This window comes from Paramicrobacterium chengjingii (assembly GCF_011751765.2).
Classification (GTDB): Bacteria; Actinomycetota; Actinomycetes; order Actinomycetales; family Microbacteriaceae; genus Paramicrobacterium; species Paramicrobacterium chengjingii.
The window spans coordinates 1,438,105-1,461,279 of record NZ_CP061169.1; the positions used below are offsets into that span (position 1 = coordinate 1,438,105).

20 protein-coding genes are annotated in these 23,175 nt (G+C 62.0%); 18 read left to right on the forward strand and 2 right to left on the reverse strand.

Annotation, left to right across the window (positions count from 1 at the left end; translation table 11 throughout):
• Nucleotides 1–168: 168 nt before the first annotated feature.
• The 7 genes from HCR76_RS07020 to HCR76_RS07050 all read left to right on the forward strand — a co-directional run bounded on the left by HCR76_RS07020 (nucleotide 169) and on the right by HCR76_RS07050 (nucleotide 7,618).
• Nucleotides 169–1,167, forward strand: a complete 999-nt coding sequence (locus HCR76_RS07020; RefSeq protein ID WP_166989495.1) for a TerC family protein — start codon at nucleotides 169–171, stop codon at nucleotides 1,165–1,167.
• Nucleotides 1,168–1,287: 120 nt separating this feature from the next.
• Nucleotides 1,288–2,721 (forward strand): 3-isopropylmalate dehydratase large subunit, encoded by a 1,434-nt coding sequence (gene leuC / locus HCR76_RS07025; RefSeq protein ID WP_166989497.1) that lies wholly within the window; start codon nucleotides 1,288–1,290, stop codon nucleotides 2,719–2,721.
• 5 nt (nucleotides 2,722–2,726) lie between these two features.
• The gene (gene leuD / locus HCR76_RS07030; protein ID WP_166989499.1) at nucleotides 2,727–3,323 is read left to right on the forward strand and encodes a 3-isopropylmalate dehydratase small subunit; all 597 of its coding nucleotides are present in this window, start codon (nucleotides 2,727–2,729) and stop codon (nucleotides 3,321–3,323) included.
• Nucleotides 3,324–3,367: 44 nt separating this feature from the next.
• Nucleotides 3,368–4,714: a UDP-N-acetylglucosamine 1-carboxyvinyltransferase gene (gene murA, locus HCR76_RS07035; RefSeq protein WP_166989501.1), complete on the forward strand. Its 1,347-nt coding sequence runs from the start codon at nucleotides 3,368–3,370 to the stop codon at nucleotides 4,712–4,714.
• 7 nt (nucleotides 4,715–4,721) lie between these two features.
• On the forward strand, nucleotides 4,722–5,504 hold the full coding sequence (locus tag HCR76_RS07040) for a lysophospholipid acyltransferase family protein (protein WP_235934024.1): 783 nt from the start codon (nucleotides 4,722–4,724) through the stop codon (nucleotides 5,502–5,504).
• Nucleotides 5,494–6,618: an NAD(P)H-dependent glycerol-3-phosphate dehydrogenase gene (locus HCR76_RS07045; protein ID WP_166989503.1), complete on the forward strand. Its 1,125-nt coding sequence runs from the start codon at nucleotides 5,494–5,496 to the stop codon at nucleotides 6,616–6,618. The genes HCR76_RS07040 and HCR76_RS07045 overlap by 11 nt, the downstream gene beginning before the upstream one ends.
• Nucleotides 6,521–7,618: a D-alanine--D-alanine ligase family protein gene (locus HCR76_RS07050; RefSeq protein WP_166989505.1), complete on the forward strand. Its 1,098-nt coding sequence runs from the start codon at nucleotides 6,521–6,523 to the stop codon at nucleotides 7,616–7,618. Before HCR76_RS07045 ends, HCR76_RS07050 begins: the two co-directional genes overlap by 98 nt.
• Here HCR76_RS07050 and HCR76_RS07055 read toward each other — a convergent pair.
• The gene (locus HCR76_RS07055; RefSeq protein WP_166989507.1) at nucleotides 7,615–8,088 is read right to left on the reverse strand and encodes a DUF3515 domain-containing protein; all 474 of its coding nucleotides are present in this window, start codon (nucleotides 8,086–8,088) and stop codon (nucleotides 7,615–7,617) included. The two genes, HCR76_RS07050 and HCR76_RS07055, sit on opposite strands and share 4 nt — an antisense overlap.
• Before the next feature lie 24 nt (nucleotides 8,089–8,112).
• Between HCR76_RS07055 and thiL the strand changes: the two genes are divergently transcribed.
• Entirely contained in the window at nucleotides 8,113–9,114 is a 1,002-nt protein-coding gene (thiL, locus tag HCR76_RS07060) for a thiamine-phosphate kinase (protein ID WP_166989509.1), read from the forward strand.
• Here thiL and rsmD read toward each other — a convergent pair.
• Nucleotides 9,084–9,683, reverse strand: a complete 600-nt coding sequence (gene rsmD / locus HCR76_RS07065) for a 16S rRNA (guanine(966)-N(2))-methyltransferase RsmD (RefSeq protein WP_166989511.1) — start codon at nucleotides 9,681–9,683, stop codon at nucleotides 9,084–9,086. The two genes, thiL and rsmD, sit on opposite strands and share 31 nt — an antisense overlap.
• A 48-nt stretch (nucleotides 9,684–9,731) precedes the next feature.
• Between rsmD and HCR76_RS07070 the strand changes: the two genes are divergently transcribed.
• The 10 genes from HCR76_RS07070 to smc all read left to right on the forward strand — a co-directional run bounded on the left by HCR76_RS07070 (nucleotide 9,732) and on the right by smc (nucleotide 23,168).
• Complete coding sequence (locus HCR76_RS07070; RefSeq protein ID WP_166989513.1) at nucleotides 9,732–11,906, forward strand: ATP-dependent DNA helicase RecG; 2,175 nt, start codon at nucleotides 9,732–9,734, stop codon at nucleotides 11,904–11,906.
• 45 nt (nucleotides 11,907–11,951) lie between these two features.
• Nucleotides 11,952–12,434, forward strand: a complete 483-nt coding sequence (gene coaD, locus HCR76_RS07075; RefSeq protein WP_166989515.1) for a pantetheine-phosphate adenylyltransferase — start codon at nucleotides 11,952–11,954, stop codon at nucleotides 12,432–12,434.
• Nucleotides 12,431–13,453 (forward strand): AAA family ATPase, encoded by a 1,023-nt coding sequence (locus HCR76_RS07080; protein WP_198248160.1) that lies wholly within the window; start codon nucleotides 12,431–12,433, stop codon nucleotides 13,451–13,453. The genes coaD and HCR76_RS07080 overlap by 4 nt, the downstream gene beginning before the upstream one ends.
• Nucleotides 13,454–13,461: 8 nt before the next feature.
• A complete protein-coding gene (locus HCR76_RS07085; RefSeq protein ID WP_166989517.1) occupies nucleotides 13,462–14,634 on the forward strand; it encodes a DUF58 domain-containing protein in 1,173 nt (390 codons plus the stop codon).
• Nucleotides 14,627–16,873 carry a transglutaminase TgpA family protein gene (locus tag HCR76_RS07090; protein WP_166989518.1) on the forward strand — a complete coding sequence of 749 codons (2,247 nt, stop codon included), beginning with the start codon at nucleotides 14,627–14,629 and terminating at the stop codon, nucleotides 16,871–16,873. Before HCR76_RS07085 ends, HCR76_RS07090 begins: the two co-directional genes overlap by 8 nt.
• Nucleotides 16,874–16,950: 77 nt before the next feature.
• On the forward strand, nucleotides 16,951–17,445 hold the full coding sequence (locus tag HCR76_RS07095; RefSeq protein WP_166989520.1) for a YceD family protein: 495 nt from the start codon (nucleotides 16,951–16,953) through the stop codon (nucleotides 17,443–17,445).
• A gap of 2 nt (nucleotides 17,446–17,447) precedes the next feature.
• Nucleotides 17,448–17,651 carry a 50S ribosomal protein L32 gene (rpmF, locus tag HCR76_RS07100; protein ID WP_166983421.1) on the forward strand — a complete coding sequence of 68 codons (204 nt, stop codon included), beginning with the start codon at nucleotides 17,448–17,450 and terminating at the stop codon, nucleotides 17,649–17,651.
• 58 nt (nucleotides 17,652–17,709) lie between these two features.
• Complete coding sequence (rnc, locus tag HCR76_RS07105; protein WP_235934027.1) at nucleotides 17,710–18,375, forward strand: ribonuclease III; 666 nt, start codon at nucleotides 17,710–17,712, stop codon at nucleotides 18,373–18,375.
• Nucleotides 18,359–19,255 (forward strand): bifunctional DNA-formamidopyrimidine glycosylase/DNA-(apurinic or apyrimidinic site) lyase, encoded by an 897-nt coding sequence (gene mutM / locus HCR76_RS07110; protein WP_166989524.1) that lies wholly within the window; start codon nucleotides 18,359–18,361, stop codon nucleotides 19,253–19,255. Before rnc ends, mutM begins: the two co-directional genes overlap by 17 nt.
• Nucleotides 19,256–19,496: 241 nt before the next feature.
• Nucleotides 19,497–23,168, forward strand: a complete 3,672-nt coding sequence (gene smc / locus HCR76_RS07115) for a chromosome segregation protein SMC (protein WP_166989526.1) — start codon at nucleotides 19,497–19,499, stop codon at nucleotides 23,166–23,168.
• Nucleotides 23,169–23,175: the final 7 nt, after the last annotated feature.

Here is a 23,175-nt window from a genome sequence, read left to right on the forward strand (position 1 = left end):
AGATATCCGCGACAGCATCCGTTAGAGTATTCAGCAGCGAAGGGGAGTATCCCGTCTCGCAGCGTCCGTCAGGACGGATCATGATGATGTGGTCCCGGATGCTGCGCCGACACCGTCGGGGGAGAGACTTTCGGCGATCATCGCACCCTTCCTGAAAGGCATCAACGTATGCACCCAGAGCTACCGCTTGCGTTCGAGATCGGCTCATATGTCGTTCTCGTGCTCGTACTTCTCTTTGATCTGCTTCTTGTCGTCAAGAGACCCCATATTCCGTCGATGAAGGAATCCGCGCTCTGGGTTGCGTTCTATGTGACGCTTGCACTGGTGTTCGCCGGCCTCATGCTGGTATTCGCCGGTGGCGACTTCGCCGGGGAGTTCCTTGCCGGCTGGCTCACCGAATACAGTCTCTCGATCGACAACCTTTTCGTCTTCGTCATCATCATGGCGAAGTTTGCCGTTCCCAAGAAGCTGCAGCAGGAAGTTCTGATGGTGGGAATCATCATCGCGCTTGTCTTCCGCGGCATCTTCATCATTGTCGGGGCGGCCCTCATCGAGAACTTCAGCTTCGTGTTCTTCATCTTCGGCGCATTCTTGCTCTACACCGCGTGGAAGCAGGCCTTCGGCAACGATGACGACGATGACGGAGAGTCATGGTTCACGCGCTTCATGCGCAAGCGGATGAAGGTTGCGCCCGAGTTTGACGGATCGAAGCTTCGCACCGTGGTAGAGGGGCGCTCGATGTGGACGCCCATGGTGATGGTATTTCTCGCCATCGGTGTCACCGATGTCATGTTCGCCATCGATTCGATTCCCGCGATCTTCGGCATCACGCAGAGTCCGTTCATCGTGTTCACGGCGAATATCTTCGCACTCATGGGGCTTCGCCAGCTGTACTTCATGCTCGGCGGACTGCTCGAGAGACTCGAGTATCTGCACTACGGCATCGCTTTCATTCTCGCTTTCATCGGAGTGAAGCTCGTGTTCCATGCTCTTCACGTCAACGAGCTCCCGTTCATCAACGGCGGTGAGAACGTACTCTGGGTTCCCGAGATCAACACGTGGGTGTCGCTCGGCGTGATCATCGGGTCCATGGCGATTGCAACGATCGTCAGCCTCATTGCATCGCGTCGCAAAGACAAAAAGGAACAGCAGATCTCGGGCGAGTGATATCCTTACCACGTGCTGTTCGGTCTGCTTCTTAGCTGCCGCGGCGAGGCCTAGTCTTCAGGCATCCTCGTCGCGGAGTCTGGTGACGCCTGTTCAACTTCACCCCAAGGAAGCACATTCATGCAGCAGAACGTCGAAAACCCGAACGTCCCTCGCACACTCGCCGAGAAGGTGTGGGCCGATCACCTTGTCACAAAAGGCGAAGACGGCACCCCCGACCTCATCTACATCGACTTGCACCTCGTTCATGAGGTAACGAGTCCGCAGGCCTTCGACGGCCTGCGCATGGCGGGTCGTCCAGTGCGGCGTCCCGACCTCACCATCGCGACGGAAGACCACAACACACCGACGCTTGCCATCGACAAGCCGATCGCTGACCTCACGAGCCGCACGCAGATTCAGACCTTGCGCACGAACGCCGAGGATTTCGGCATCCGGTTACATTCGCTCGGTGATGTCGAGCAGGGGATCGTGCATGTCGTCGGCCCACAACTCGGTCTGACGATGCCGGGAATCACCGTCGTGTGCGGAGACTCGCACACATCGACGCACGGGGCATTCGGTGCGATGGCCTTCGGAATCGGCACGAGCGAGGTCGAGCATGTCATGGCGACACAAACGCTTCCGCTGAAGCCCTTCAAGACAATGGCCATCAACGTCGAGGGAACGCTGAAGCCCGGAGTGACGGCAAAAGACATCATTCTTGCGGTGATTGCCAAGATCGGCACGGGTGGCGGGCAAGGCTATGTGCTCGAGTACCGTGGCAGCGCCATTCGCGCGCTGTCAATGGAAGGTCGCATGACGATCTGCAACATGTCGATCGAAGCCGGAGCTCGCGCAGGCATGGTCGCGCCCGACCAGACGACGTACGACTACCTTGAGGGACGCCCACACGCGCCAGAGGGGTCAGACTGGGCTGAGGCAGTCGCCTACTGGGACACGCTCGCCACAGACGACGGTGCAACGTTCGATGCCGAGGTGTACCTCGATGCCGATGAGCTGGAGCCGTTCGTCACCTGGGGAACCAACCCGGGCCAGGGCGTGTCCTTGAGCGGTCAGGTGCCGAGCCCCGAGCAGTTCGACGACCCGACAGACCGGTCGTCGGCCGAGCGAGCACTCGAGTACATGGATCTCACGCCGGGCACGAAGCTCAAGGAGATCCCCGTCGACGCCGTCTTCATGGGCTCCTGTACGAATAGTCGCATTGAAGATCTTCGCTCCTTCGCGTCGATCATCAAGGGAAAGAAGAAGGCAGACGGCGTTCGCGTCATGGTCGTTCCGGGTTCGGCCCGAGTGCGTCTGGAAGCAGAGGCTGAGGGCATCGACACGATCGTTGAGGAGTTTGGTGCCGAATGGCGTTTTGCCGGCTGCTCCATGTGCCTTGGCATGAACCCGGATCAGCTGTCACCCGGCGAACGTTGCGCATCGACGAGCAACCGAAATTTTGAGGGGCGCCAGGGCAAGGGCGGACGCACTCACCTTGTCTCACCGGTTGTCGCCGCAGCGACAGCCGTGCGCGGCACACTGTCAAGCCCCTCTGACCTGGAGAACTGAGCAGCATGGAGAAATTCACAACGGTAACGGGAATCGCGGCGCCGCTGAAGCGCTCGAACGTCGACACCGACCAGATCATCCCCGCCGTCTATCTGAAGCGCGTCACCAAGACGGGCTTCGAGGACGCGCTTTTCGCCGGGTGGCGTCAATCCGATGACTTCGTGCTGAACCAGCCGGAGTTTGCTGGCGCCAGCATCCTCGTCGCCGGTCCCGACTTTGGCACAGGCTCGTCTCGTGAACACGCCGTCTGGGCATTGCGCGACTTTGGTTTCACGGTTGTTCTGAGCACGCGTTTCGGCGATATCTTCCGCGGCAACTCGGGTAAACAGGGCTTGCTTGCAGCGCAGATCACTGAGAACGACCTCGAGCGACTCTGGGCCGTGATCGATGAAAATCCCGGCGTCGAATTCACCGTGAGCCTCGACGCCAAAATGGTGACTGTTGGAGACATTCAGGTGCCATTCGACATCGATGATTACACTAGGTGGCGTTTGCTCGAAGGGCTCGATGACATTGCTCTGACGCTTCGAAATGAAGAGGCGATCACGCAATTTGAGTCCACGCGGGCACGTTGGCGGCCGCAGACCTTGCCCGCCAAATAGTCGAATATCAGGGGCACGTATTGAAGACTCTTCTTGAGGACGCTATGGGGGCAGGCGCACGCGTGGGACTGCATGCAGACACAATCACCGTTCGCGGTGGACGTCCTCTTAACGGGCGGATCGAGCTCAAGGGCGCAAAGAACCTCGTCACGAAGGCGATGGTTGCCTCGCTCCTCGGTGACACTCCGAGCGTTTTGAAAGACGTTCCCGATATCAGTGACGTGCGCGTCGTGCGCGGGCTGCTCGACGTTCACGGCGTTAAAATCAGCGACGGCGAAGAAGACGGCGAGCTTCATCTCGACCCGTCTGCCGTCGAGACCGCTCACATGGCAGATATCGACGCTCACGCAGGCTCGAGTCGAATCCCGATTCTGTTCTGCGGACCGCTTTTGCACAAGTTGGGTGAGGCGTTCATTCCCGACCTCGGCGGATGCCGGATCGGTGACCGTCCCATTGACTACCACCTGGACGTTTTGCGCACGTTCGGTGCCGTTGTCGAGAAGCTTCCCAGCGGCATCAGGCTCTCTGCTCCGACGGGACTGCGCGGGGCGAAGATTGAACTGCCGTACCCGAGTGTCGGCGCGACGGAGCAGGTGCTTCTGACGGCCGTGCGGTCCGAGGGCATCACGGAGCTCCGCGGCGCCGCGATCGAGCCCGAGATCATGGATCTCATCAACATCCTCCAGAAGATGGGCGCGATCATTTCGGTTGACACCGACCGCGTCATTCGCATTGAAGGCGTTGCGTCGCTGACCGGATACTCGCACCGTGCGCTTTTCGACCGTAATGAAGCAGCCAGCTGGGCTGCCGCGGCTCTCGCAACCGAGGGAGACATCTTCGTCGGTGGCGCGCGTCAGTCCGAGATGCTCACGTTCTTGAACGTCTACCGCAAGGTCGGCGGCGGGTTCGAGATCCATGAAGACGGCATCCGGTTCTTCCACCCGGGCACCGAGCTGAACCCCGTGATTATCGAGACCGACGTTCACCCTGGCTTCATGACCGACTGGCAGCAGCCGCTTGTTGTGGCTCTCACCAAGGCACGCGGCGTGTCGATTGTTCACGAGACCGTCTACGAGAAGCGATTCGGATTCGTCGATGCGCTTGTGGAGATGGGCGCAACGATTCAGATTCACCGTGAGTGCCTCGGCGGTCAAGCGTGCCGATTCGGCCAGCGCAACTTCAACCACTCTGCGGTGATTTCCGGGCCGAGCAAGCTACACGGCGCCAATATCGTTGTTCCTGACCTGCGCGGCGGGTTCTCTCACCTGATCGCGGCGCTGAGCGCCGAAGGCGAGTCACGGGTTTCAAACGTTGGAATCATCAGTCGCGGCTACGAGCGTTTCCTGCAGAAGCTTGAGCTGCTCGGTGCCGACTTCACTGCTGAAGGATAATGGGGGAGTGTCAGACACTCCAGATTCTCTGCCATCGAAGCCAGTGAACCGAAGAACGGATCGGTCACGTCCGTCGATCTTCTGGCTGCTCGCTTCGTTGGTGCTTCCTCTTGCGCGCGTGATGATGAAAATTACGATCGTCGACGCGCATAAGCTGCCGAAGACGGGCCCGTTTATTCTCGCGCCGAACCACTTCAGTGAGATCGACCCGATCGTTATCGGAATCGCAACGTGGAAGATCGGACGTTTTCCCCGTTTCATGGCGAAAGCATCGCTGTTTCGCATTCCGATCGTCGGCCGGCTTCTGCGAGCGTCTGGGCAGATTCCGGTTGAACGTGAGGGCTCGTTACGCGGCAAAGGGCCAATTGAGGCGGCAGGAGATCTTGTCACAACGGGAAGCGGAGTGATCGTCTACCCCGAGGGAACATTGACGAGAGACCCCGAGATGTGGCCCATGCGCGGAAAGACGGGGGCTGCCCGGATGGCGCTCACACATGGCCTTCCGGTGATTCCCGTTGCCCACTGGGGAACCCAGCACGTCATGGCGCGCTACGCGAAGAAGGTGAGCTTCTTTCCGCCAAAGAAGATCACTATCAAGGTCGGCGACGTCGTCGACCTTTCGGAGCTTGATGGTCACGCTCCTGATTCCGCTGCGCTTACCCGGGCAACCAGCCTGATCATGGACGCAATCACTCGAGAACTTGAAGACATTCGGCACGAAAAGGCACCAACCGAACGGTGGGACCCGACGAAGCACAACCAGAAGGAGACGGGACGCTTTGAGTCGTAAGACGACGTCAGCGCGTGTGGCCGTAATCGGCTCGGGCAGCTGGGGCACGACCTTCGGCAAGATCCTCGCCGACGGCGGCAGCGATGTGACCATGTGGGCACGCCGCACTGAGGTTGCCCGCGACATCGCCAAGAACCACAGAAATCAGGACTACCTGCCTGGAATCGAGCTTCCGTCACGCATGACGGCGGTGACGGGGATCGCCGATGCCGTCGCGGGAGCGCAGCACGTTTTCGTTGCTGTGCCGAGCCAGTCGCTTCGTGACAACCTCGTCGAGCTTCGACCGCACCTTCAAACGGGTACGAGCGTCGTGTCGCTCATGAAGGGAGTCGAGCGCAGCTCGGGACTGCGCATGAGCCAGGTGATCGAGCAGACCCTCGACTGGGATCCGGCACGCGTCGCCGCGGCATCCGGCCCGAACCTCGCTCTCGAGATCGCCAAAGAACAGCCGACCGCAGCTGTCGTCTCCTCACAGAGCATGGAAACGGCGCAGGCAATCGCGCTTCTCGCGCGTAATTCATACTTTCGAACCTTCGTCAACACCGACGTGATCGGTACGGAATTCGGCGGCGTACTGAAAAACCTTATTGCTGTGGCGATCGGCATTGTCGACGGCGTCGGCTACGGCGAAAACACCAAGGCATCGATTATTACGCGCGGCCTCGTCGAGATGACGGATTTTGCCGTTGCACTGGGCGCACAACCCGAGACGCTCTCGGGGCTCGCGGGGCTCGGAGACCTGATCGCAACGTGCCAGTCTCCGCTTTCTCGCAACAACACGGCCGGACGGCTGCTCGGTCAAGGGTATAGTTTCTCCTCGGTCGTCAAGCAGATGCAACAGACCGCCGAAGGGCTCGCCTCGGTTGGGCCGATACTTGACATGGCAGAGTCAGTCGGAGTGAGCATGCCGATTGTGCAGCAGGTTAAGCAGGTGCTTGAGGGCACGCTCGACCCGAAGGGCATTGCCCCGCACCTGACTACTGATTCTGACGAGCCACAGGGGGAGAGGACTACTGATGACGCGGAAGCTGCGGGTGGCGGTGCTGTTTGGGGGGCTCTCAAGCGAGCATTCGATCAGCTGCGCAACGGCGGGGGGAGTACTGGGAGCGATTGATCGCGACAGGTTCGACGTGATTCCGATCGGAATCACTCGAACTGGCCAGTACGTTCTCGAGGAGGATGACCCTCGAACCTTCACGCTCGACGGCGATGTGCTCCCCGAGGTGGCCGACAATGGCACTCGAGTGCGCTGGCCAGACGATGTGACAAGCCGCGAGCTGACACTCGAGCAGGGCGGTGTGACTCGATCGCTCGGCACGATCGACGTGGTCTTCCCGATTCTGCACGGAACCTACGGGGAAGACGGCACTATTCAGGGCCTTCTTGAGCTTGCTGGCCTTCCATACGTCGGCTCCGGAGTGCTTGCGTCGGCGCTCGGAATGGACAAGCACTTCACCAAGTCGGTTCTGCAGCACGCGGGTATCTCTGTCGCCCCATGGAAGCGCCTTCGCAGGGCAGAATGGCAGAAAGACCCGGATGTGGCAGACGGCATTCTCGACGGTCTGTCGCTTCCCGTGTTCGTCAAACCGGCTCGTGCCGGATCGAGTGTTGGCGTCAGCCGCGTTTCGCAATCGCACGAGGTTGCCGAGGCGCTGCGAATCGCCTTCGACGAAGACGACTCCGTACTCGTCGAACAGGGTGTGGACGGGCGCGAGGTAGAGATCGCCGTTCTTGGCGGACGAACAGGAGACGCGCCGCGCACGTCAGACGTCGCTGGAGAGATTGTGGTCTCGGGCCGCGACTTCTACGACTTCGACGCGAAGTACCGTGGCGCGGCCGGAATCGACCTGGTATGTCCTGCGGACCTGAGTGACGCCGAGCTCGACGAGATGAAGAGCATTGCGCTTCGCGCTTTCGACGCCGTTGGAGCCGAAGGGCTCGCTCGTGTCGACTTCTTCCTGTCTGCCGACGGTTTCGTGCTCAACGAAGTGAACACGATGCCTGGGTTTACTCCCATTTCGATGTTTCCGACGTGCTGGATCGCTTCGGGCGTCAGCTATGCCGAACTGATCACCGAACTCATCGAGATCGCCGTCGAACGCGGGGTGCGCTAACTCGTCACATCTTCGGCGTTGAGGCACGACTTCGTCGGGTCGATCACGCTGACGGCGGCTGAGAGATCGAGCAGCGCAGAGCCCGACGCTTCTCTATTGTCGATGACGACTTCGACGGCGGGAGTGCGCCCATAGGTCGTGAAGCGAAAGATGGGTGATTCGCTGTCATCGCGCACCCAATCAACGCCGTTGACCGTGAAGCATGGCATCGTCGTCGGTCCGATCGGCTCGACCCCGCAGTGCAGGAGGATTGCCGCGGGATCGCCCCACGCACCTGTCGCCTGGGCCGTTGTCTCACGTTTGTCGAGATCGCTGATCGTATTGGGAAGCCGCACAGTGACGGCAGCGCAGGACGGATCATTCGAATCGGGCGCCGGGCTCATGGCGACGGCCCCGGAGCACGCCGTGAGCGAGAGCGCCGCGGCGCACAGGAGAGCCACCGCAGAAACGGCACGGGCAAGGGAATGCATCGAGTTCAGGCTACCGTTGATGGCATGGGGTTCACTGACAATCACGACGGGTCAAGCGTCGCCGATGCGACGGAGGGCGCTGTGCTGGCACGCATCTTCCCCCGACTTCCCGCTTCCGACGCCGCGATTGTCGGGCCGGGAGATGACAGCGCGGTGATGTCGGCACCCGACACCCGGTACGTGGTGACAACAGACATGATGGTGCACGGTCCGGACTTTCGCTGGGCGTGGTCGACACCGTGGCAGCTCGGCTGGAAGGCTGCGGCGACGAATCTCTCAGACGTTGCAGCGATGGGCGCCCGTCCGACCGGCCTCGTCGTTGCCCTGGCCGTTCCTGAGTCAACACCGGTCACTGTGCTCGAAGAGTTTTCTGACGGGCTCCGAGAGGCCTGTGTGTCGCTTGCTCCCGGGTGCGGAGTGGTTGGAGGGGACCTCTCCGTTTCAGCAACATTCACAATTGCCATCACGGCCTTCGGCGATCTCGAGGAGCGTCAGCCCGTGCTGCGTTCAGGCGCGAGGCCGGGCGACGTCGTTGCGGTCTCCGGACGTCTCGGAATGGCATCCCTCGGTCTCGATCTACTGTTCTCGCGTGGAGTCGACGCCAACGGCGTGCCCGATGCGTCGCGAGCGCGTAGCGTCGGTGAGCAGCATCCGGAGCTTGTCGGCGCCCAGCTGACACCGCAGCCGCCGATTGGCGACGGGCCTCTTGCCGCCGTCGCCGGAGCCACCGCGATGATGGACATCTCAGATGGGCTTGCTCTTGACGCCTCGCGAATGGCGCGGGCCAGCCACGTGACTCTCGCCTTCGAGTCGTTGCTTCTGGGGGACGACGTCGACGCTGCTCTGCGCGGGAGCGAAGACCATGGACTGCTCGCGTGCTTTCCCGCCGGTGTCGAACTGCCGGGCGGTTTTGAGCGAATCGGAATGGTGAGCGAGCGTGGCACCGACGATGTTACCTGCGATGGTGATGCTCTGATCGTGAAGGGATGGGACCCTTACACCGAGTGGGACGGCGCGGCCGGTTGATCGGCGTCGCGCTCTGCCCACCACACGACCGTCTCACCGTACCGACGAGACCGCACACACGCGATGCCGCGCGGCCACTGAGGTTGTGGAGACCGTGAGCTGCGCTCAACGACGATCGTCGCATCGTCATCGAGGTGCGCTACGAGCGAGGCAAGGTTCGAGGCGAGATGCTCTTCGGACAGGTCGTAGGGAGGGTCGAGAAAGACGAGTGTGTACCGGATGCTGTCTGCCGACCGTTCGAGCCAGGTTTGGACCGCGGCGACAACGGTGTCGACGTGCAGTGAACGCTCCGCTGCGCGCGTGACCGTCGAGGCATTAGCGCGGCAGATCGCTCCCGCGCGCGGCGAACTGTCGACGAGCGTGACAGAGGCAGCACCGCGGCTCGCCGCTTCAAGGCCTTGCGCTCCCGAGCCCGCGTAGAGGTCGGCAACGCGGGCGCCGCGCAGAGCATCCCGGGACTCGAGAGCGGAGAAGATCGCCTCTCGCACGCGATCGCTTGTGGGGCGCGTCCCCTGGGGAGGCACCTTGAGAGCGAGCGAGCCGGCGTCTCCGCCAATGATTCTGGTCATTGTCATCGACAATATCGTGTGTCGGCCGCTCCGCGTAGAATCGAACACATGAACGGGTCGGGGTTGCACGAAAGACTCTCTGGTCCGCTTGGAGGGCGCACGGCAGCAGCGTTCGATCGGGCGTTCGGGTACAAGACAGTCGGCGACCTCCTCTCCCATTACCCTCGCCGTTATGCCCACCACGGAGAACTCACCCAACTCGGCACTCTGCCGGTGGGTGAGAATGTTGCTCTCGTGGCCGATGTCGTTCGGGCTTCGTCGAGAAAGATGAACAAGCGCAAGGGCACCATCTTCGAGGCGGTCATTTCTGACGGCCGAGGAATTCTGACGCTGACGTTCTTCAATCAGAACTGGCGCAAAGAAGAGCTCGTGCCCGGAGCCCGCGGGGTATTCTCCGGAAAGATCTCGTCCTACCGCGGCGCCATGCAGCTGACACACCCCGATTACAAGCTGTTCGACAGGGCGGAGATGTCTGAAAGCGACGCTCAGGCGTGGGCGGAAAAGCCGATCCCCATCTATCCCGCGACCAGCACTCTCCAGACGTGGTCGATCGAGAAATCGGTGAAGATCGCGCTCGAGCACATCGGACTCGGCGTCGTTGACCCAGTGCCGGCGGCGGTTCGCGATGCCGAAAGACTGCTTGATTACGGAACGGCGCTCGAGCGCATCCATCGACCGCGCACAGATAATGACTGGAAGCGAGCACGGCGCAGCCTGCGTTTTCACGAGGCATTCGTGCTGCAGGCGGCTCTTGTCGAAAGCAGGGCGCTCGCGAGGGAGCAGATGGCCATGCCTCGCACTGCGAAGCTCGGTGGCCCGCTTGAACGCTTTGACGCTCAGTTGCCCTTCACTCTGACGGGGGACCAGAGCGTTGTCGGAGCTGCGATCACGGAGGATCTGGCTCAGCACAACCCTATGAACCGACTGGTCCAGGGCGAAGTCGGCTCGGGCAAGACTCTTGTTGCACTGCGTGCCATGCTTGCGGTAGCTCAAGACGGCGGTCAGACGGCATTGCTCGCCCCGACGGAGGTTCTCGCGGCACAGCATCTTCGGTCGATCGTCGCGTCGCTGGGGCCGGATCTGGCCGCAGACATGTCGCCGGTTCTCCTGACCGGGCGCATGCCGACGGCCGATCGCAAACGGGCGCTCCTGAGAATCATCGGCGGACAGTCAAAGATCGTCGTCGGAACCCACGCGCTGCTCAGCGACATTGTCGAGTTCTACGATCTCGGGCTCATTGTGATCGACGAGCAGCATCGCTTCGGCGTCGACCAACGCGACACGCTCCGGCGCAAGAGCGCGGCGCACCCCCACACTCTCGTGCTGACGGCCACACCCATACCGCGTACGGTCGCGATGACCGTCTTCGGCGACCTCGACGTCAGCACCATCACAGAGCTTCCTGTGGGGCGCAAGGGCATCGAGACGTTCGTTGTTCCGCTCGCCGTCAAACCCAACTGGATGCCGCGGGTATGGACGCGCATGCGCGAAGAGATCGACCTCGGGCGCCAGGCTTTCGTGGTGTGCCCGGCGATCGACCCCGACCGAGGGGGAGAACCCGAGACTGACGTCGAAGGCGAGAGCGATACCGACGGCGATGCCAAGCGCCCGCCCGCAACAGTGCTCGAGACAGCTGCCGTGCTTCGCGCGGAACCGTCGCTTCAGGGCCTGACGATTGAGATCATTCACGGTCGGCTCTCGCCCGACGAGAAAGACGACGTGATGACTCGGTTCGCCTCGGGAAGCATCGATGTGCTCGTGACGACCACGGTGATTGAGGTCGGCGTCGATGTGCCGAATGCGTCAACGATGATTGTGCTGGATGCCGACCGATTTGGCGTGTCGCAGCTGCACCAGCTCCGCGGGAGAGTAGGCCGAGGTTCAGTGCCTGGGCTGTGCCTTCTCGTCACACACGCTTTCCCAGAATCGACATCGCTGGAGCGTGTCGAGGCTGTTGCCGCGACGAACGATGGCTTCGAGTTGGCGCAGCGCGACCTCGAATTACGTCGTGAAGGGGATGTTCTGGGCGGTGCGCAGTCGGGAGGTCGCTCGTCGCTTCGGCTCCTGAGAGTAGCAACGGACGGTGACGTCATCGTGCGGGCACGAGGGGCTGCCGAGGCTCTGCGCGCTGACGACCCTGGTTTCGCCCAGCATCCGGAGCTTCGTGAGGCAATCGATCGACGGCTCGACGAGGGCGAGCGCGAGGCGATGTCGAAGTCGTGATAGCCCCCGTCGCACAGAAGGGGGACCGCCGGGTAGGCTTGACGCATGAGCAGGATCGCCGTCGTTCCCGGATCTTTTGACCCCGTCACTCTCGGTCACCTCGATGTGATCGAGAGAGCAGCTCCGCTGTACGACGAATTGCATGTCGTGGTGGTGCACAATCCGGGCAAGGCAGCGCTTCTGCCGATCGCGCAACGTGTGGCGCTTCTCGAGGAGGCGATCTCGGAGGCCGGACTTTCCGGCAATATCGTCGTATCGTCATGGAGTGTCGGACTGCTCGTCGACTACTGCACTGACGTCGGAGCCTCAGTGCTCATCAAGGGGATCCGTTCGCAGATTGATGTGGCCTACGAGACTCCCATGGCGATCGTCAACCGAGACCTCGCGGCCGTCGAGACCATGTTCATGCTTCCGAACCCCGCGCATGCGCACGTCTCCAGTTCGCTTGTTCGCCAAGTCGCAGCCCTCGGTGGTGACGTCACGCCTTATGTACCGAACGCCGTCGCATCGTTTCTGAGGACCACATGAGCGAGTCGGCGGCAGCGGAGCGCGACCGCACCGCGCCATCGCCGATGACCGACATGACTCTGTCTGTCACCGAGGTGCGCTCATTGTCGGCGCAGATCGTCAGCGCTATCGAGAACGTCATCGACGGAAAGCACGAGGCTGTTCGCACGGCACTGACTGTGCTGCTCGCCGAGGGTCATCTGCTCATCGAAGATGTTCCCGGTGTGGGAAAGACGATGCTTGCTCGTGCGCTTGCTGCGACTGTCGGGGGAGTCGTCAGTCGCATTCAGTTCACGCCCGACCTTCTGCCCAGTGATGTCACGGGCGTCGCTGTTTTTGATCAGCGAGAAGGCCGCTTCGAGTTCAAACCCGGCCCCGTGTTCGCACATATCGTCATCGGCGACGAGATCAATAGGGCGTCGCCGAAGACGCAGTCCGCGCTGCTGGAATGCATGGCAGAACGCCAAGTAACGGCTGATGGAACAACATATGAATTGAGTCGCCCGTTCACGGTGTTTGCCACCCAAAACCCGATTGAAATGGAAGGCACCTATCCTCTGCCCGAGGCGCAGCGAGACAGGTTTACCGCTCGGTTGTCCATGGGGTACCCCGATACGGATGCTGAGATCGCAATGCTCACCAGCCGAGACCGAGGTGACCCGCTGAGCGAGGTTGAGCCCGTTGTGACGCTCCGTGAGCTCGTGGCGATGATCGAAGCCGTTCATCGTGTCTTCGCCTCTCCGGCGGTGAAGGCCTACGCCGTGGCACTCACCACGGCAACCCGCGAGCATCCTCAGCTGAGACTCGGTGCAAGCCCGCGGGCAACGCTTCAGCTTCTGAATGCCGCTCGGGCCCGAGCCGCGGTCGACGGGCACGAGTTCGTGCTTCCCGACCATGTGGCGGCGCTCGCCGAATCAGTTCTCGCCCACAGGCTGGTCCCGGTGCCACGGGTGGGGGAGCGCACCAGAGACACGGGATCGGCGCTTGCCGATATCGTTGCGGAGATCGTCGACTCCACTCCTGTTCCGGACATACGTTAGGACGCGTCATGTCGGTGCGCACGATTCGCCTCACGGCGCGTGGATGGGCACTCGTCTGGACATCGTTCGTCTGCGTGGCGCTTGCAACGCTTCTCAACCGTCGCGAGGGGCTCTTTGTCGCAGTGTTTCTGATGATCGTCGTCGTGCTGTGCGGCGTGTCTGTCGCGAGCCAGAAAGCGAAAATGCGCGTCGTACGACGCATTCCCGGTGATGGCCATTGCGGTGAGACGCTCAAAATCGTATGTGAGATTCAGTCCGTCGGGTCAACGGCCGGTGTCAGCGGCTGGACGGATTCTGTGCCGCGCACGTTCGGACGCGCACCCACGGGAGTTCTCCCTCCACGGCGCATGATGAGCGGGGGACGCGCTGCGGTTCGCTACAGTGTCGTTCCGTCCGTTCGCGGATGGTACGACATTGGTCCATTTCGTATCACCCTCTCGGACCCACTCGGCGTCTGCGAAACGTCCCGGTCCGTTGGAGAGACGACGGGAATTCTCATTCTTCCCCGCGTGAGCGCGCTCGCTGCCGGTGATCTCATTCCGCCGGCAGGAGAGGGGCGTCAATATGACAGGACCCGCCCAACCGCACCACGTGCCGATGAGCTCATCGCCCGGGATTACCGGCCGGGAGATCCGCTGAGACGAGTGCACTGGCGTGCGACGGCTCGGCATGGTCAGCTCATGGTTCGTCAAGAAGAGCCGCAGGCAGACCCCGAAGCACTGATTCTGCTCGACGTCGCCGCGGGGCAGGTGCGAGCCGACGCGCTCGTCGACCTGGCTGCCTCGATTACCGTGCACCTGTCGAACGAGGGTTTTAGGGTGACGTTCGCAGAATCCGAGACTCTATGGATTGATGCGCCCCCCAAAGATCCGCATGAGATTCTTACAGCGCTCGCCGTCTGGCCGGGCAGAATGCTTGGCGCGCCGCACGACGTAGCGCAGCGCATCGAGCGACGGTTCTCCGACCGCATCCCCATTTTTGTTCTCACGTCCGACGCGGATCGCCTCGATGACCTCGTCAGCGTCGCCGTGAACGCTGCGCCGGCCGTCGCCTTCGTCGCGTCGGGGTCCGGACTGTCGCGGGCAGGTGTTCCCGCGCCATGGCTTGCTGCGGGTCTTGCTGATCGCGTCGATGTTGCGGCGAGCTGGGATCGCCTGCAAAGGAGGCTCGTTCATGGCTGACGAACGGCGCGTGATTCGCCGCGGTGCGCGCGCGGACGGCCGCAGGCACGTTCCCCTGAGCGTCGCCCTCGCGCTTCTGATCGTCGCTTCACTCTCGGCGTTTCTCCCCGTCATCGACGGGACCGGGTGGTGGCTCGGGTGCATTCTCGTTGTGATTGCTGTCAACGGGGCAGCGGCCGTCGCCCGCGTGGCCGGTCTCTCGCGACTTCTCGGAAGTTTCGTCGGAGCTGTCACAGGCGTGTTCGGCATCACGGCCGTGTGCGGGGGAGGTACGGCTCTGATCGGCCTGGTTCCCACGCCGGCCACCATTGGGCACTTCGTCGAACTTTCGCAGTCCGCGGGTGAGTCAATCTATCGGCAGTCGATTCCCGCGCAGGCTGATGCCGGCATCACATTTCTGCTGATCTTCGCAAGTCTGATGGCATCAGTAACTCTTGATTTGATGGCGGCAGCGGCCGGCACAGCCGCCCCCGTCGGGCTCGTGGCGCTGGCGATCGTTGTTCCGCCGTCGATTCTGCTCGATGAGGTTCCTCTCATTCCCTTCGCGGCGACGGCAATCGCGTATCTCTTCGTGCTGTGGGCAGATCGAGCGCGCGAGCGGGCGAGAGGGGGTCTCACCCGGATGCTGGCGGTCGGCGTCGTCGCGGCATCCGTTGCGGGAATTGGAGCTGCAGCCGTGCCGGGGTTCTACGGGACGAATCCGTTCATCGTCTCTGCAGCGTCATCAACGCTCGCCTCGGGGGTCTCGCCGCTTCTGCACCTGGGGGAGGACCTCCAGCGCACCGGTAACTCGGTTCAGTTTCGATACACCACCTCAGCAGAGGATCCCGAACGATTTCGACTCATGACGCTCGAGTCGTTCGACGGAACGACGTGGGCCTCGGCGGGGGAGCGTTCGGGGCTCTTCACCGTGAACCAGGGGACCAGTCTCGTGCGCAGCGACACGTCGGATTCGCTACGAGGAACGCTCATTTCGACAACCGTGAAGATCGCCGGACTCAGGGATCGAGTGCTCCCGATTCCTGATGGCGCGATCGAGATTCACGGTGTAGAGGGTACGTGGCTGTGGGACCCGGCCGATGAGACGATGAGAAGTCGGTCCGACAGTACCGTCGGCCTCAATTACTCGGTGTCATCAATTCGTGCGCTGCCGACTGCGGAGCAGCTGCGGGCCGCTGGCATTCCTGACCGCGGAATCTTCGCCGCCGAGCGGGAACTTCCTGACGACATTCCCGCCACCATCACGCGAACCCTCGACAAGGTCATCGACGGAATCGAGAATCCGTACGAGAGGGCGTACGCGATCCAGTCGTTTCTGCGCGACGGCGACTTCGCATACTCGCTGTCCGCACCCGTTTCTCAGGGGTATGACGGCGACAGCCTCGGTGTAATCGCGACCTTCCTCGAGCGACGGGCCGGATACTGTGTGCATTTCGCGGCAACGATGGCAACAATGGCGCGCATGATCGACCTTCCGTCACGCATCGTCCTCGGTTTTCTGCCTGGAGAAGACGATGCCGATGGAACGCATACCGTGCGCTCCGATGACCTGCATGCGTGGCCAGAACTGTATTTCGAAGGAGTCGGCTGGGTTCCCTTCGAACCGACACCAGGTCGAGGGGGCACTCCGAGCTATGCTCCGGAGGCGACGTCGACGGCCGATGCAGCCGGACCCGACGATCTCGATCCCCGAACCGTCGAGAGATCTTCTGCTCCGGACGCGTCGGAAACTCCTGACGCCGAAGCCGCAGCTCCAACCCAGCGTGAGGAGCCCGAGCCGAATCTGGCGCCGGCCGGCATCACATTCTTGGTGTTGATCGCACTGCTTTCCATTCCCGCGCTGGTGCGCAGGCTGAGGCGCATACGGCGGCTTCGTCGAGCGAGATCACGAACAGACAGCGTCACGGACGCGTGGGCAGAGATCGCCGACACTGCGCGCGACTTGGGCTGGGAGCATCCGATCGGCGATACCCCGCGGATGCTGTCAGAGAGAATCCGGTCCCGTGTTGGTGGCGATGGGGAAGTCGGCGACGCGATCGATCGCCTTGTGCGTCATGTTGAGCGTGCGAGGTTCGGCCCGCAGCGCGACACGGAGTCGCTGGAGGCAGACGCGGATGCGCGAATCATCATCGCAGCCATCGAATCCGCGGCATCCCGCTTCGAGAGGGTGAAGAAAACGATCTGGCCGGCCTCAGTGCTTTCGCGCGGCGTCCAGCCGACAGCCAACCTTGCCCGGTAAGCTTGACCCCTGTGAGTGGAAGCAAGAAGAGCCCGTTTGCGATCGGTGTTCACGATCTTCTCGGTCGCCCAGGGCATATGCGTGAGCACGAGCTGACCGTTGTGGTACCTGAGCAGCTTGGCGAGGGTCTGATCTCTGTTAAACAAGGCTCAGAGATTACCGAAGACGTCCGACTCGAGTCGGTTCACGAGGGAATCCTGGTCACGGCAGATGTCACGGCAACGGCGACGGGACAGTGCGGTCGATGCCTGACAGACATAGCTCAAACCGTTGAAGTCGAGATTCAGGAACTTTTCGCGTATTCTACTGAGGAAGCTTCTGAGCAAGCGGTTCACAATGACCACGTGGATCTTGAACCTCTTGTCAGAGACGCAGTGGTTTTATCACTGCCGTTTCAGCCGGTATGCCGGCCTGATTGCCCCGGACTCGACCCCGAGTCTGGCGTGCGTTTGGCCGATCACCCGGAGAAAGAACCTCGTGAGCTGTTGGATCCCCGATGGGAAGCACTCGCCCGGTTCTCCTCAATCCCAGGCACCGAAGATTCGAGTGCGACAGACAGAGAAGAGAGATAACCATGGCTGTTCCCAAGCGAAAGAAGTCACGGGCAAACACCCACGCCCGTCGTTCGCAGTGGAAGGCTAGCGCTCCTGCGCTGGTGAAGACCGTTGAAAACGGCCAGGTCACCTACAGCCTCCCGCACCGCGCGAAGGTCGTCACCGACTCAGCCGGAACTGAGCTGTTCCTTGAGTACAAGGGACGCAAGGTCGCCGACGTCTAAGGTGCGGCACGCCGCATCCGCTCGTCGAGAGCGCGAAACTATCGACCGAGGACCGCTTTTGGCGGTCCTCGGTGTTTCGCTTGACGCAGACCTTCTCGAGCTCGCGCTGACGCATCGTTCGTACGCGTATGAGCACGGTGCCTCGCCGCATAACGAACGCCTTGAGTTTCTCGGCGATTCTGTTCTGGGGCTCGCCATCACAACGGCGCTGTACCGCGACAACCCCACGCTTTCTGAGGGCGACCTCGCGAAGATGAGGGCGGCGGTCGTATCGACAGTCGCACTTGCAGAGGTGGCGACCACCATTGGGCTCGGGAAATACATCTTGCTCGGCAACGGCGAAGTTCTCACGGGCGGACGCGAGAAGTCGTCGATTCTCGCTGACACCATGGAGGCCCTATTCGGTGCTGTCTACCTTGACAAGGGCCAGGATGCCGCGACAGCGACGGTCATGCGCCTCATCGGTCCGTTGCTGCACGACACTGCGCGCTTCGGCGCAGCGATGGACCCGAAGACGCACCTGCAGGAGGCAGCGAATGAGCGCGGTGCGCCGTCTCCTGATTATTCCGTAGAGAGCACCGGCCCCGATCACGACCGTCGTTTCACAGCGACGGTGACGGTTGGCGATCTCGTTGCCGCAACGGGCACAGGAACGAGCAAGAAGCAGGCAGAAATGGCCGCAGCGCTCACCGCCTGGACCGAACTCAATGCCCGAACTTCCTGAAGTTGAAGTCGTCAGGCGAGGCCTCGAACCCGCCTTGACGGGCGCAACGATCACGTCCGTCGACGTGCGTGATGAGCGTTCTCTGAGACGTCATGACTCAGTTCGCGGCTCATTTGCCGACGGTCTCACCGGTCGACGTATCGACAGCGCCGTGCGGCGCGGCAAGTTCCTCTGGTTTCCCCTTGACTCGGGCGAAGCTCTCGTGACACACCTCGGAATGAGCGGACAGGTGCTGCTGCGCGAACCAGGGGTCGACGACCGCCACACGCGCATCGTTTTCACGATTGAGCATCCGCGGCACGGGGAGCTGCGCGTCAACTTTGCTGACCAGCGCATCTTCGGCGGCATGGCCATTGACGCGCTCGTCCCGACAGAAGACGGGTATGCGGGCGGCTACGCCGGCATGACGACGGCGCTGCCGACAATCCCCACTCAGGTGGCGCACATTGCCCGCGACATTCTGGACCCCGCGTTCGACGTGCCCCGCGTAATCGATCGAATTCGCCTCCGCCGTTCCGTAATCAAACGCGCCCTTCTCGACCAGACGCTCATCAGCGGCATTGGCAACATCTATGCGGACGAAGCGCTGTGGGCCGCTGGCGTGCACGGAGAGCAAACAGCATCCCGCATGTCTCGAACGCGCATCGCGGCAGTGCTCGACGCGGTTGCTTCCGTGCTGGACAAGGCCCTCGCCGAAGGCGGAACGAGCTTCGATGCTCAGTACGTGAATGTCAACGGCGAGTCGGGCTACTTCGCGCATTCGCTTAACGCATACGGTCAGGCCGGGCGCCCGTGCCCGCGGTGCGGGTCACCGATCGTGCGCGCCGCATTCATGAACCGCTCCAGCCATTTCTGCCCGGTCTGCCAACGCCGGCACTGACTTCCGAGAACCATTATCCACGAAGGGCGGCATTGAGGCGCGGCATGTCGAGATGGTACCGAGCCGTAATAGTCGGCTCGAATCTTGTCAACGTGGGAAGGTGCCATGTGCCTGACTTTATTGTGACGGTCGCGTGCGCCGGCGATGTTCTCGGGCGACGAGCCCGTCACGTCCCCGGAATCGCGAAGGTAATCCGTTAGCGTAGAGCCACAGAGATCTCGGTCGGCGAAAGGCCAGCGCGTTGTATTTGAAGAGCCTCACCCTCAAGGGCTTCAAGTCGTTCGCTCAGTCGACCTCTTTTGCATTCGAACCAGGCGTGACGTGTGTCGTCGGACCCAACGGATCGGGAAAGTCGAATGTCGTCGACGCTCTCGCCTGGGTGATGGGCGAGCAGGGCGTCAAGAACCTGCGCGGTGGCAAGATGGAAGACGTCATCTTCGCGGGAACGTCCACGCGCGGACCGCTTGGTCGTGCCGAAGTCACGCTCACAATCGACAACTCCGACGGCGCTCTGCCGATTGAGTATTCTGAGGTGACAATCAGTCGCACCCTCTTTCGCAATGGCGGCAGCGAGTATGCGATCAACGGCGAGGGATGCCGTCTGCTCGACGTGCAGGAGTTGCTCAGCGACTCGGGGCTGGGTCGTGAAATGCACGTCATCGTGGGGCAAGGTCGCCTCGACACAGTGCTGCACGCAAGCCCAGAAGAACGCCGAGGCTTCATCGAGGAAGCAGCGGGAATTCTCAAGCACCGCAGACGCAAAGAGAAAACCGTGCGCAAGCTCGAGGCGATGGAGACGAACCTCACACGCTTGAGCGACCTCGCGGGCGAGATCCGCCGGCAACTCAAACCCCTCGGCCGGCAGGCGGAGATTGCGCGGGAGGCACAGACAATCGCCGCCGTCGTGCGCGATGCCCGTGCGCGAATACTTGCAGACGACGTCGTGACGCTGCGCACGACGCTCGATTCTTTTGGCCGTTCCGAGAGCGAGAGGCACACGGAGCGCATCGTGCTGCAGGAGCAGCTTGAGCAGAAGCAGCTGCGGATTGCTCACATCGAGAAGGCGCAGCTGGGTGATTCCGTGGATGAGGCTCGTCGCATCTCGTATGGCCTCGATTCCGTGCAGCAGCGGTTGCGCAACCTCCACACTCTGACGGGACAGCGCATAGCGCTGCTTGACGCGCAGACGGAGCAGACGGAGTCATCGTCGACCGTGTCGGAGCAGATGATCGCCGATGCCGAGAGCGAACTCACGCAGCTGCGTGATGACATCGCCACAGCGGAGCAGCGTTCAGAGGCCGCGCGTGCCCACACGGCACAAACGCGTGAACGGCTTGATGCGGTCGACCAAGAGATCCAGGCGCAAAGTGATTTGGTTTCACAGCATGACCTCGACATTGCCAAGCTGTCTGGGCAGGTAGAAACCGCTGCATCGAAACTCGCTGCCGTTCGCGGTGAGAAGCTGCGACAGCAAAATTCATTGGATGCCGCGGTGCAGCGCCGTGACGAGGCACAGCACCGCTTCGACGAGATCGAAAGCACATCGAGCGAGAGCAGCGTGAACGAGTCGGGGCTCGACGAGGCATACGAGCTCGCGCAGTCGCGGGTCTTCGACGCCGAGGCAGAGATCGACCGTCTTCGCGATGTGCTGCACGGGCACGAGCGCGAACGCGATGCCCTCGCGGCGAAGACGAGTGCGCTCTCCCGAGCGCTCGACATTCGTGACGGAGCCGCAGATATGGTGGCGGCGAAGCTCGACGGTGTTACGGGAATCGTCGCAGACAGTGTGCAGGTGACGCCTGGCTACGAGGCTGCAGTCACCGCGGGTCTCGGCACTCTGGCCGACGCGGTTCTCGCGGTTGGCTCAATCGAGGCCGAACACGCACTCTCGTATGCCAAGCAAAACGACCTCGGACGCGTTGAAGTCGTCCTCGCCGACGGGCCACGTCGCGAGATTGAGTGGCCGAACACGTCAGTCGTGTCGGCGGCATCCGTCGTTACGGCGCCTGACGGTGTTCTGGGGCTCCTTGACTACATCGGCATCGTCGCCAACATCGGCGCGGCTCGTACGGTGAGGAAAGCTCTCGGAGAGGCGGCTCGCCAGGTCACGTTCGTCACCGAGGGCGGCGACGTGATCACCGAGCACGTGCTGCGCGGAGGCTCGGGTGGCACGCAGGGCAGAATCGAGCTTCTGGCCGAGCGGGATGCCGCCGATGAACGTCACACTGAGGTCGTGAGTATCATCGAGCGCTCGCGTTTCGAGCTTGACGAGCAGCGTGTCGAGCATAAGGCGGCAAAGGAACAGTCTCAGCTCGCGCTGCAGTCGCTGAGAGAGCTCGATGCCCAGCTTGCAGCCGAAACGGAAGCCCTCAACAAGGCGAAGGTGCAGTATGAGGCCTCCGTCGCCGAATGCGATCGCCTTACAGAGTCACTCGCCGAGTCTGACGCTGCGGTGGTGGAGGCAGAGAGAGCGAGCGAGACGGCGAAGGCATCGCTTGCGACGGCACAGAGTCGCCCGAGGCCGATTCTCGATGTCTCGGCACGCGATGAGCTTGCCGCCGAAAGAGAGCGGGCGCGCGAATCCGAGGTGGAAGCGAGATTCCACGTCGAGACCGCTCGCGAAAGAGTCTCGGCGCAGCAGGAGCAGGTTCGAGCGCTGACGCAGCGTCGTGAGCGCGAGAGGCAGGCAGCGGAAGCCGCAGCGCGCAGAGCCGTCATCAGACGCAGACAGCTGGATGCGGCAACGCGAGTGTCTGACGCGCTGCCCGACGTGCTCGCGTCCATTGACCGCTCCGTGCGCGAAGCATCCGTGACGCTCGCGAAAGCCGAAGAGCAGCGTGCAAGCCAGAACCAGGAACTCACCACACTTCGGCAAGAGGAGTCGGCGCTTCGCCAGCGATTGCAGGCGGTAACGGAAGATGTGCATGGGCTTGAGCTGCAGATCTATGAGAAGAAGCTGCAACTGTCGAGCTTTCTCGAGCGCGCCGGAAGCGAGCTGGGGCTTGTTGAAGACGTTCTGGTCGCCGAGTACGGCCCAGACGTGCCCGTCCCCGTCGATGTTGCCGATGCTCCAGAGTTGCCCGAGCCGACGGACAACGACGCGGAGAGTGTCGTGCCGACAGATGACGACGAGGCGGCAGACGACGTCGGTGTACGTGCTCTCGCGGAAGGGGCTGCGCAGGTGCCGCACGATGCACCTGCAGCTGACGAGCCCGAACCCGAATTTGAAACGGTTCCGTACGACCGAGCAGGGCAGCAGCGGCGTCTGGAGAAGGCGGAGCGCCAGTTGCAGAAGCTGGGCCGAGTGAACCCGTTGGCGCTCGAAGAGTTCGCTGCGCTCGAGCAGAGGCATAAATTTCTCACAGAACAGCTCACCGACCTCACGAACACGCGTAAGGATCTGCTCACGATCATCGACGAACTCGACGATAAGATGCAGACGATCTTCCGCGACGCCTTCGACGACACGAAACGTGCATTCAGCGATGTGTTCCCTATCCTGTTCCCCGGAGGAACAGGAAGCATCGCTCTGACGAACCCGGATGACATGCTCAACACGGGCATTGATGTCGCCGTGCGCCCCGCGGGCAAGAAGATCGAGCGACTCTCGCTGCTGTCGGGAGGTGAGCGTTCACTTGCGGCTGTCGCGCTGCTCATCGCCATCTTCAAGGCGCGCCCCAGCCCGTTCTACATCATGGACGAGGTGGAGGCGGCGCTCGACGACGCCAACCTCGGTCGCCTGCTTACGATCTTCGAATCGCTGCGTGAGGCATCACAGCTCATCGTCATCACTCACCAGAAGCGCACGATGGAGATCGCCGACGCCCTCTACGGCGTTTCGATGCGTCAGGATGGCGTGTCGGCCGTGGTCGGACAGCGGCTCGCAGAGGAGAGGGAACGCGCGAGCGCGTGACGCACTT

What these genes read in the sequence shown, in the direction of transcription:
- HCR76_RS07020 (WP_166989495.1), top strand. Translation starts at nt 169, where the DNA reads ATGCACCCAGAGCTACCGCTTGCGTTCGAGATCGGCTCATATGTCGTT.
- leuC (WP_166989497.1), top strand. Translation starts at nt 1,288, where the DNA reads ATGCAGCAGAACGTCGAAAACCCGAACGTCCCTCGCACACTCGCCGAG.
- leuD (WP_166989499.1), top strand. Translation starts at nt 2,727, where the DNA reads ATGGAGAAATTCACAACGGTAACGGGAATCGCGGCGCCGCTGAAGCGC.
- murA (WP_166989501.1), top strand. Translation starts at nt 3,368, where the DNA reads ATGGGGGCAGGCGCACGCGTGGGACTGCATGCAGACACAATCACCGTT.
- HCR76_RS07050 (WP_166989505.1), top strand. Translation starts at nt 6,521, where the DNA reads ATGACGCGGAAGCTGCGGGTGGCGGTGCTGTTTGGGGGGCTCTCAAGC.
- HCR76_RS07055 (WP_166989507.1), bottom strand. Translation starts at nt 8,088, where the DNA reads ATGCATTCCCTTGCCCGTGCCGTTTCTGCGGTGGCTCTCCTGTGCGCC.
- thiL (WP_166989509.1), top strand. Translation starts at nt 8,113, where the DNA reads ATGGGGTTCACTGACAATCACGACGGGTCAAGCGTCGCCGATGCGACG.
- rsmD (WP_166989511.1), bottom strand. Translation starts at nt 9,683, where the DNA reads ATGACCAGAATCATTGGCGGAGACGCCGGCTCGCTCGCTCTCAAGGTG.
- HCR76_RS07070 (WP_166989513.1), top strand. Translation starts at nt 9,732, where the DNA reads ATGAACGGGTCGGGGTTGCACGAAAGACTCTCTGGTCCGCTTGGAGGG.
- coaD (WP_166989515.1), top strand. Translation starts at nt 11,952, where the DNA reads ATGAGCAGGATCGCCGTCGTTCCCGGATCTTTTGACCCCGTCACTCTC.
- HCR76_RS07080 (WP_198248160.1), top strand. Translation starts at nt 12,431, where the DNA reads ATGAGCGAGTCGGCGGCAGCGGAGCGCGACCGCACCGCGCCATCGCCG.
- HCR76_RS07085 (WP_166989517.1), top strand. Translation starts at nt 13,462, where the DNA reads ATGTCGGTGCGCACGATTCGCCTCACGGCGCGTGGATGGGCACTCGTC.
- HCR76_RS07090 (WP_166989518.1), top strand. Translation starts at nt 14,627, where the DNA reads ATGGCTGACGAACGGCGCGTGATTCGCCGCGGTGCGCGCGCGGACGGC.
- HCR76_RS07095 (WP_166989520.1), top strand. Translation starts at nt 16,951, where the DNA reads ATGCGTGAGCACGAGCTGACCGTTGTGGTACCTGAGCAGCTTGGCGAG.
- rpmF (WP_166983421.1), top strand. Translation starts at nt 17,448, where the DNA reads ATGGCTGTTCCCAAGCGAAAGAAGTCACGGGCAAACACCCACGCCCGT.
- mutM (WP_166989524.1), top strand. Translation starts at nt 18,359, where the DNA reads ATGCCCGAACTTCCTGAAGTTGAAGTCGTCAGGCGAGGCCTCGAACCC.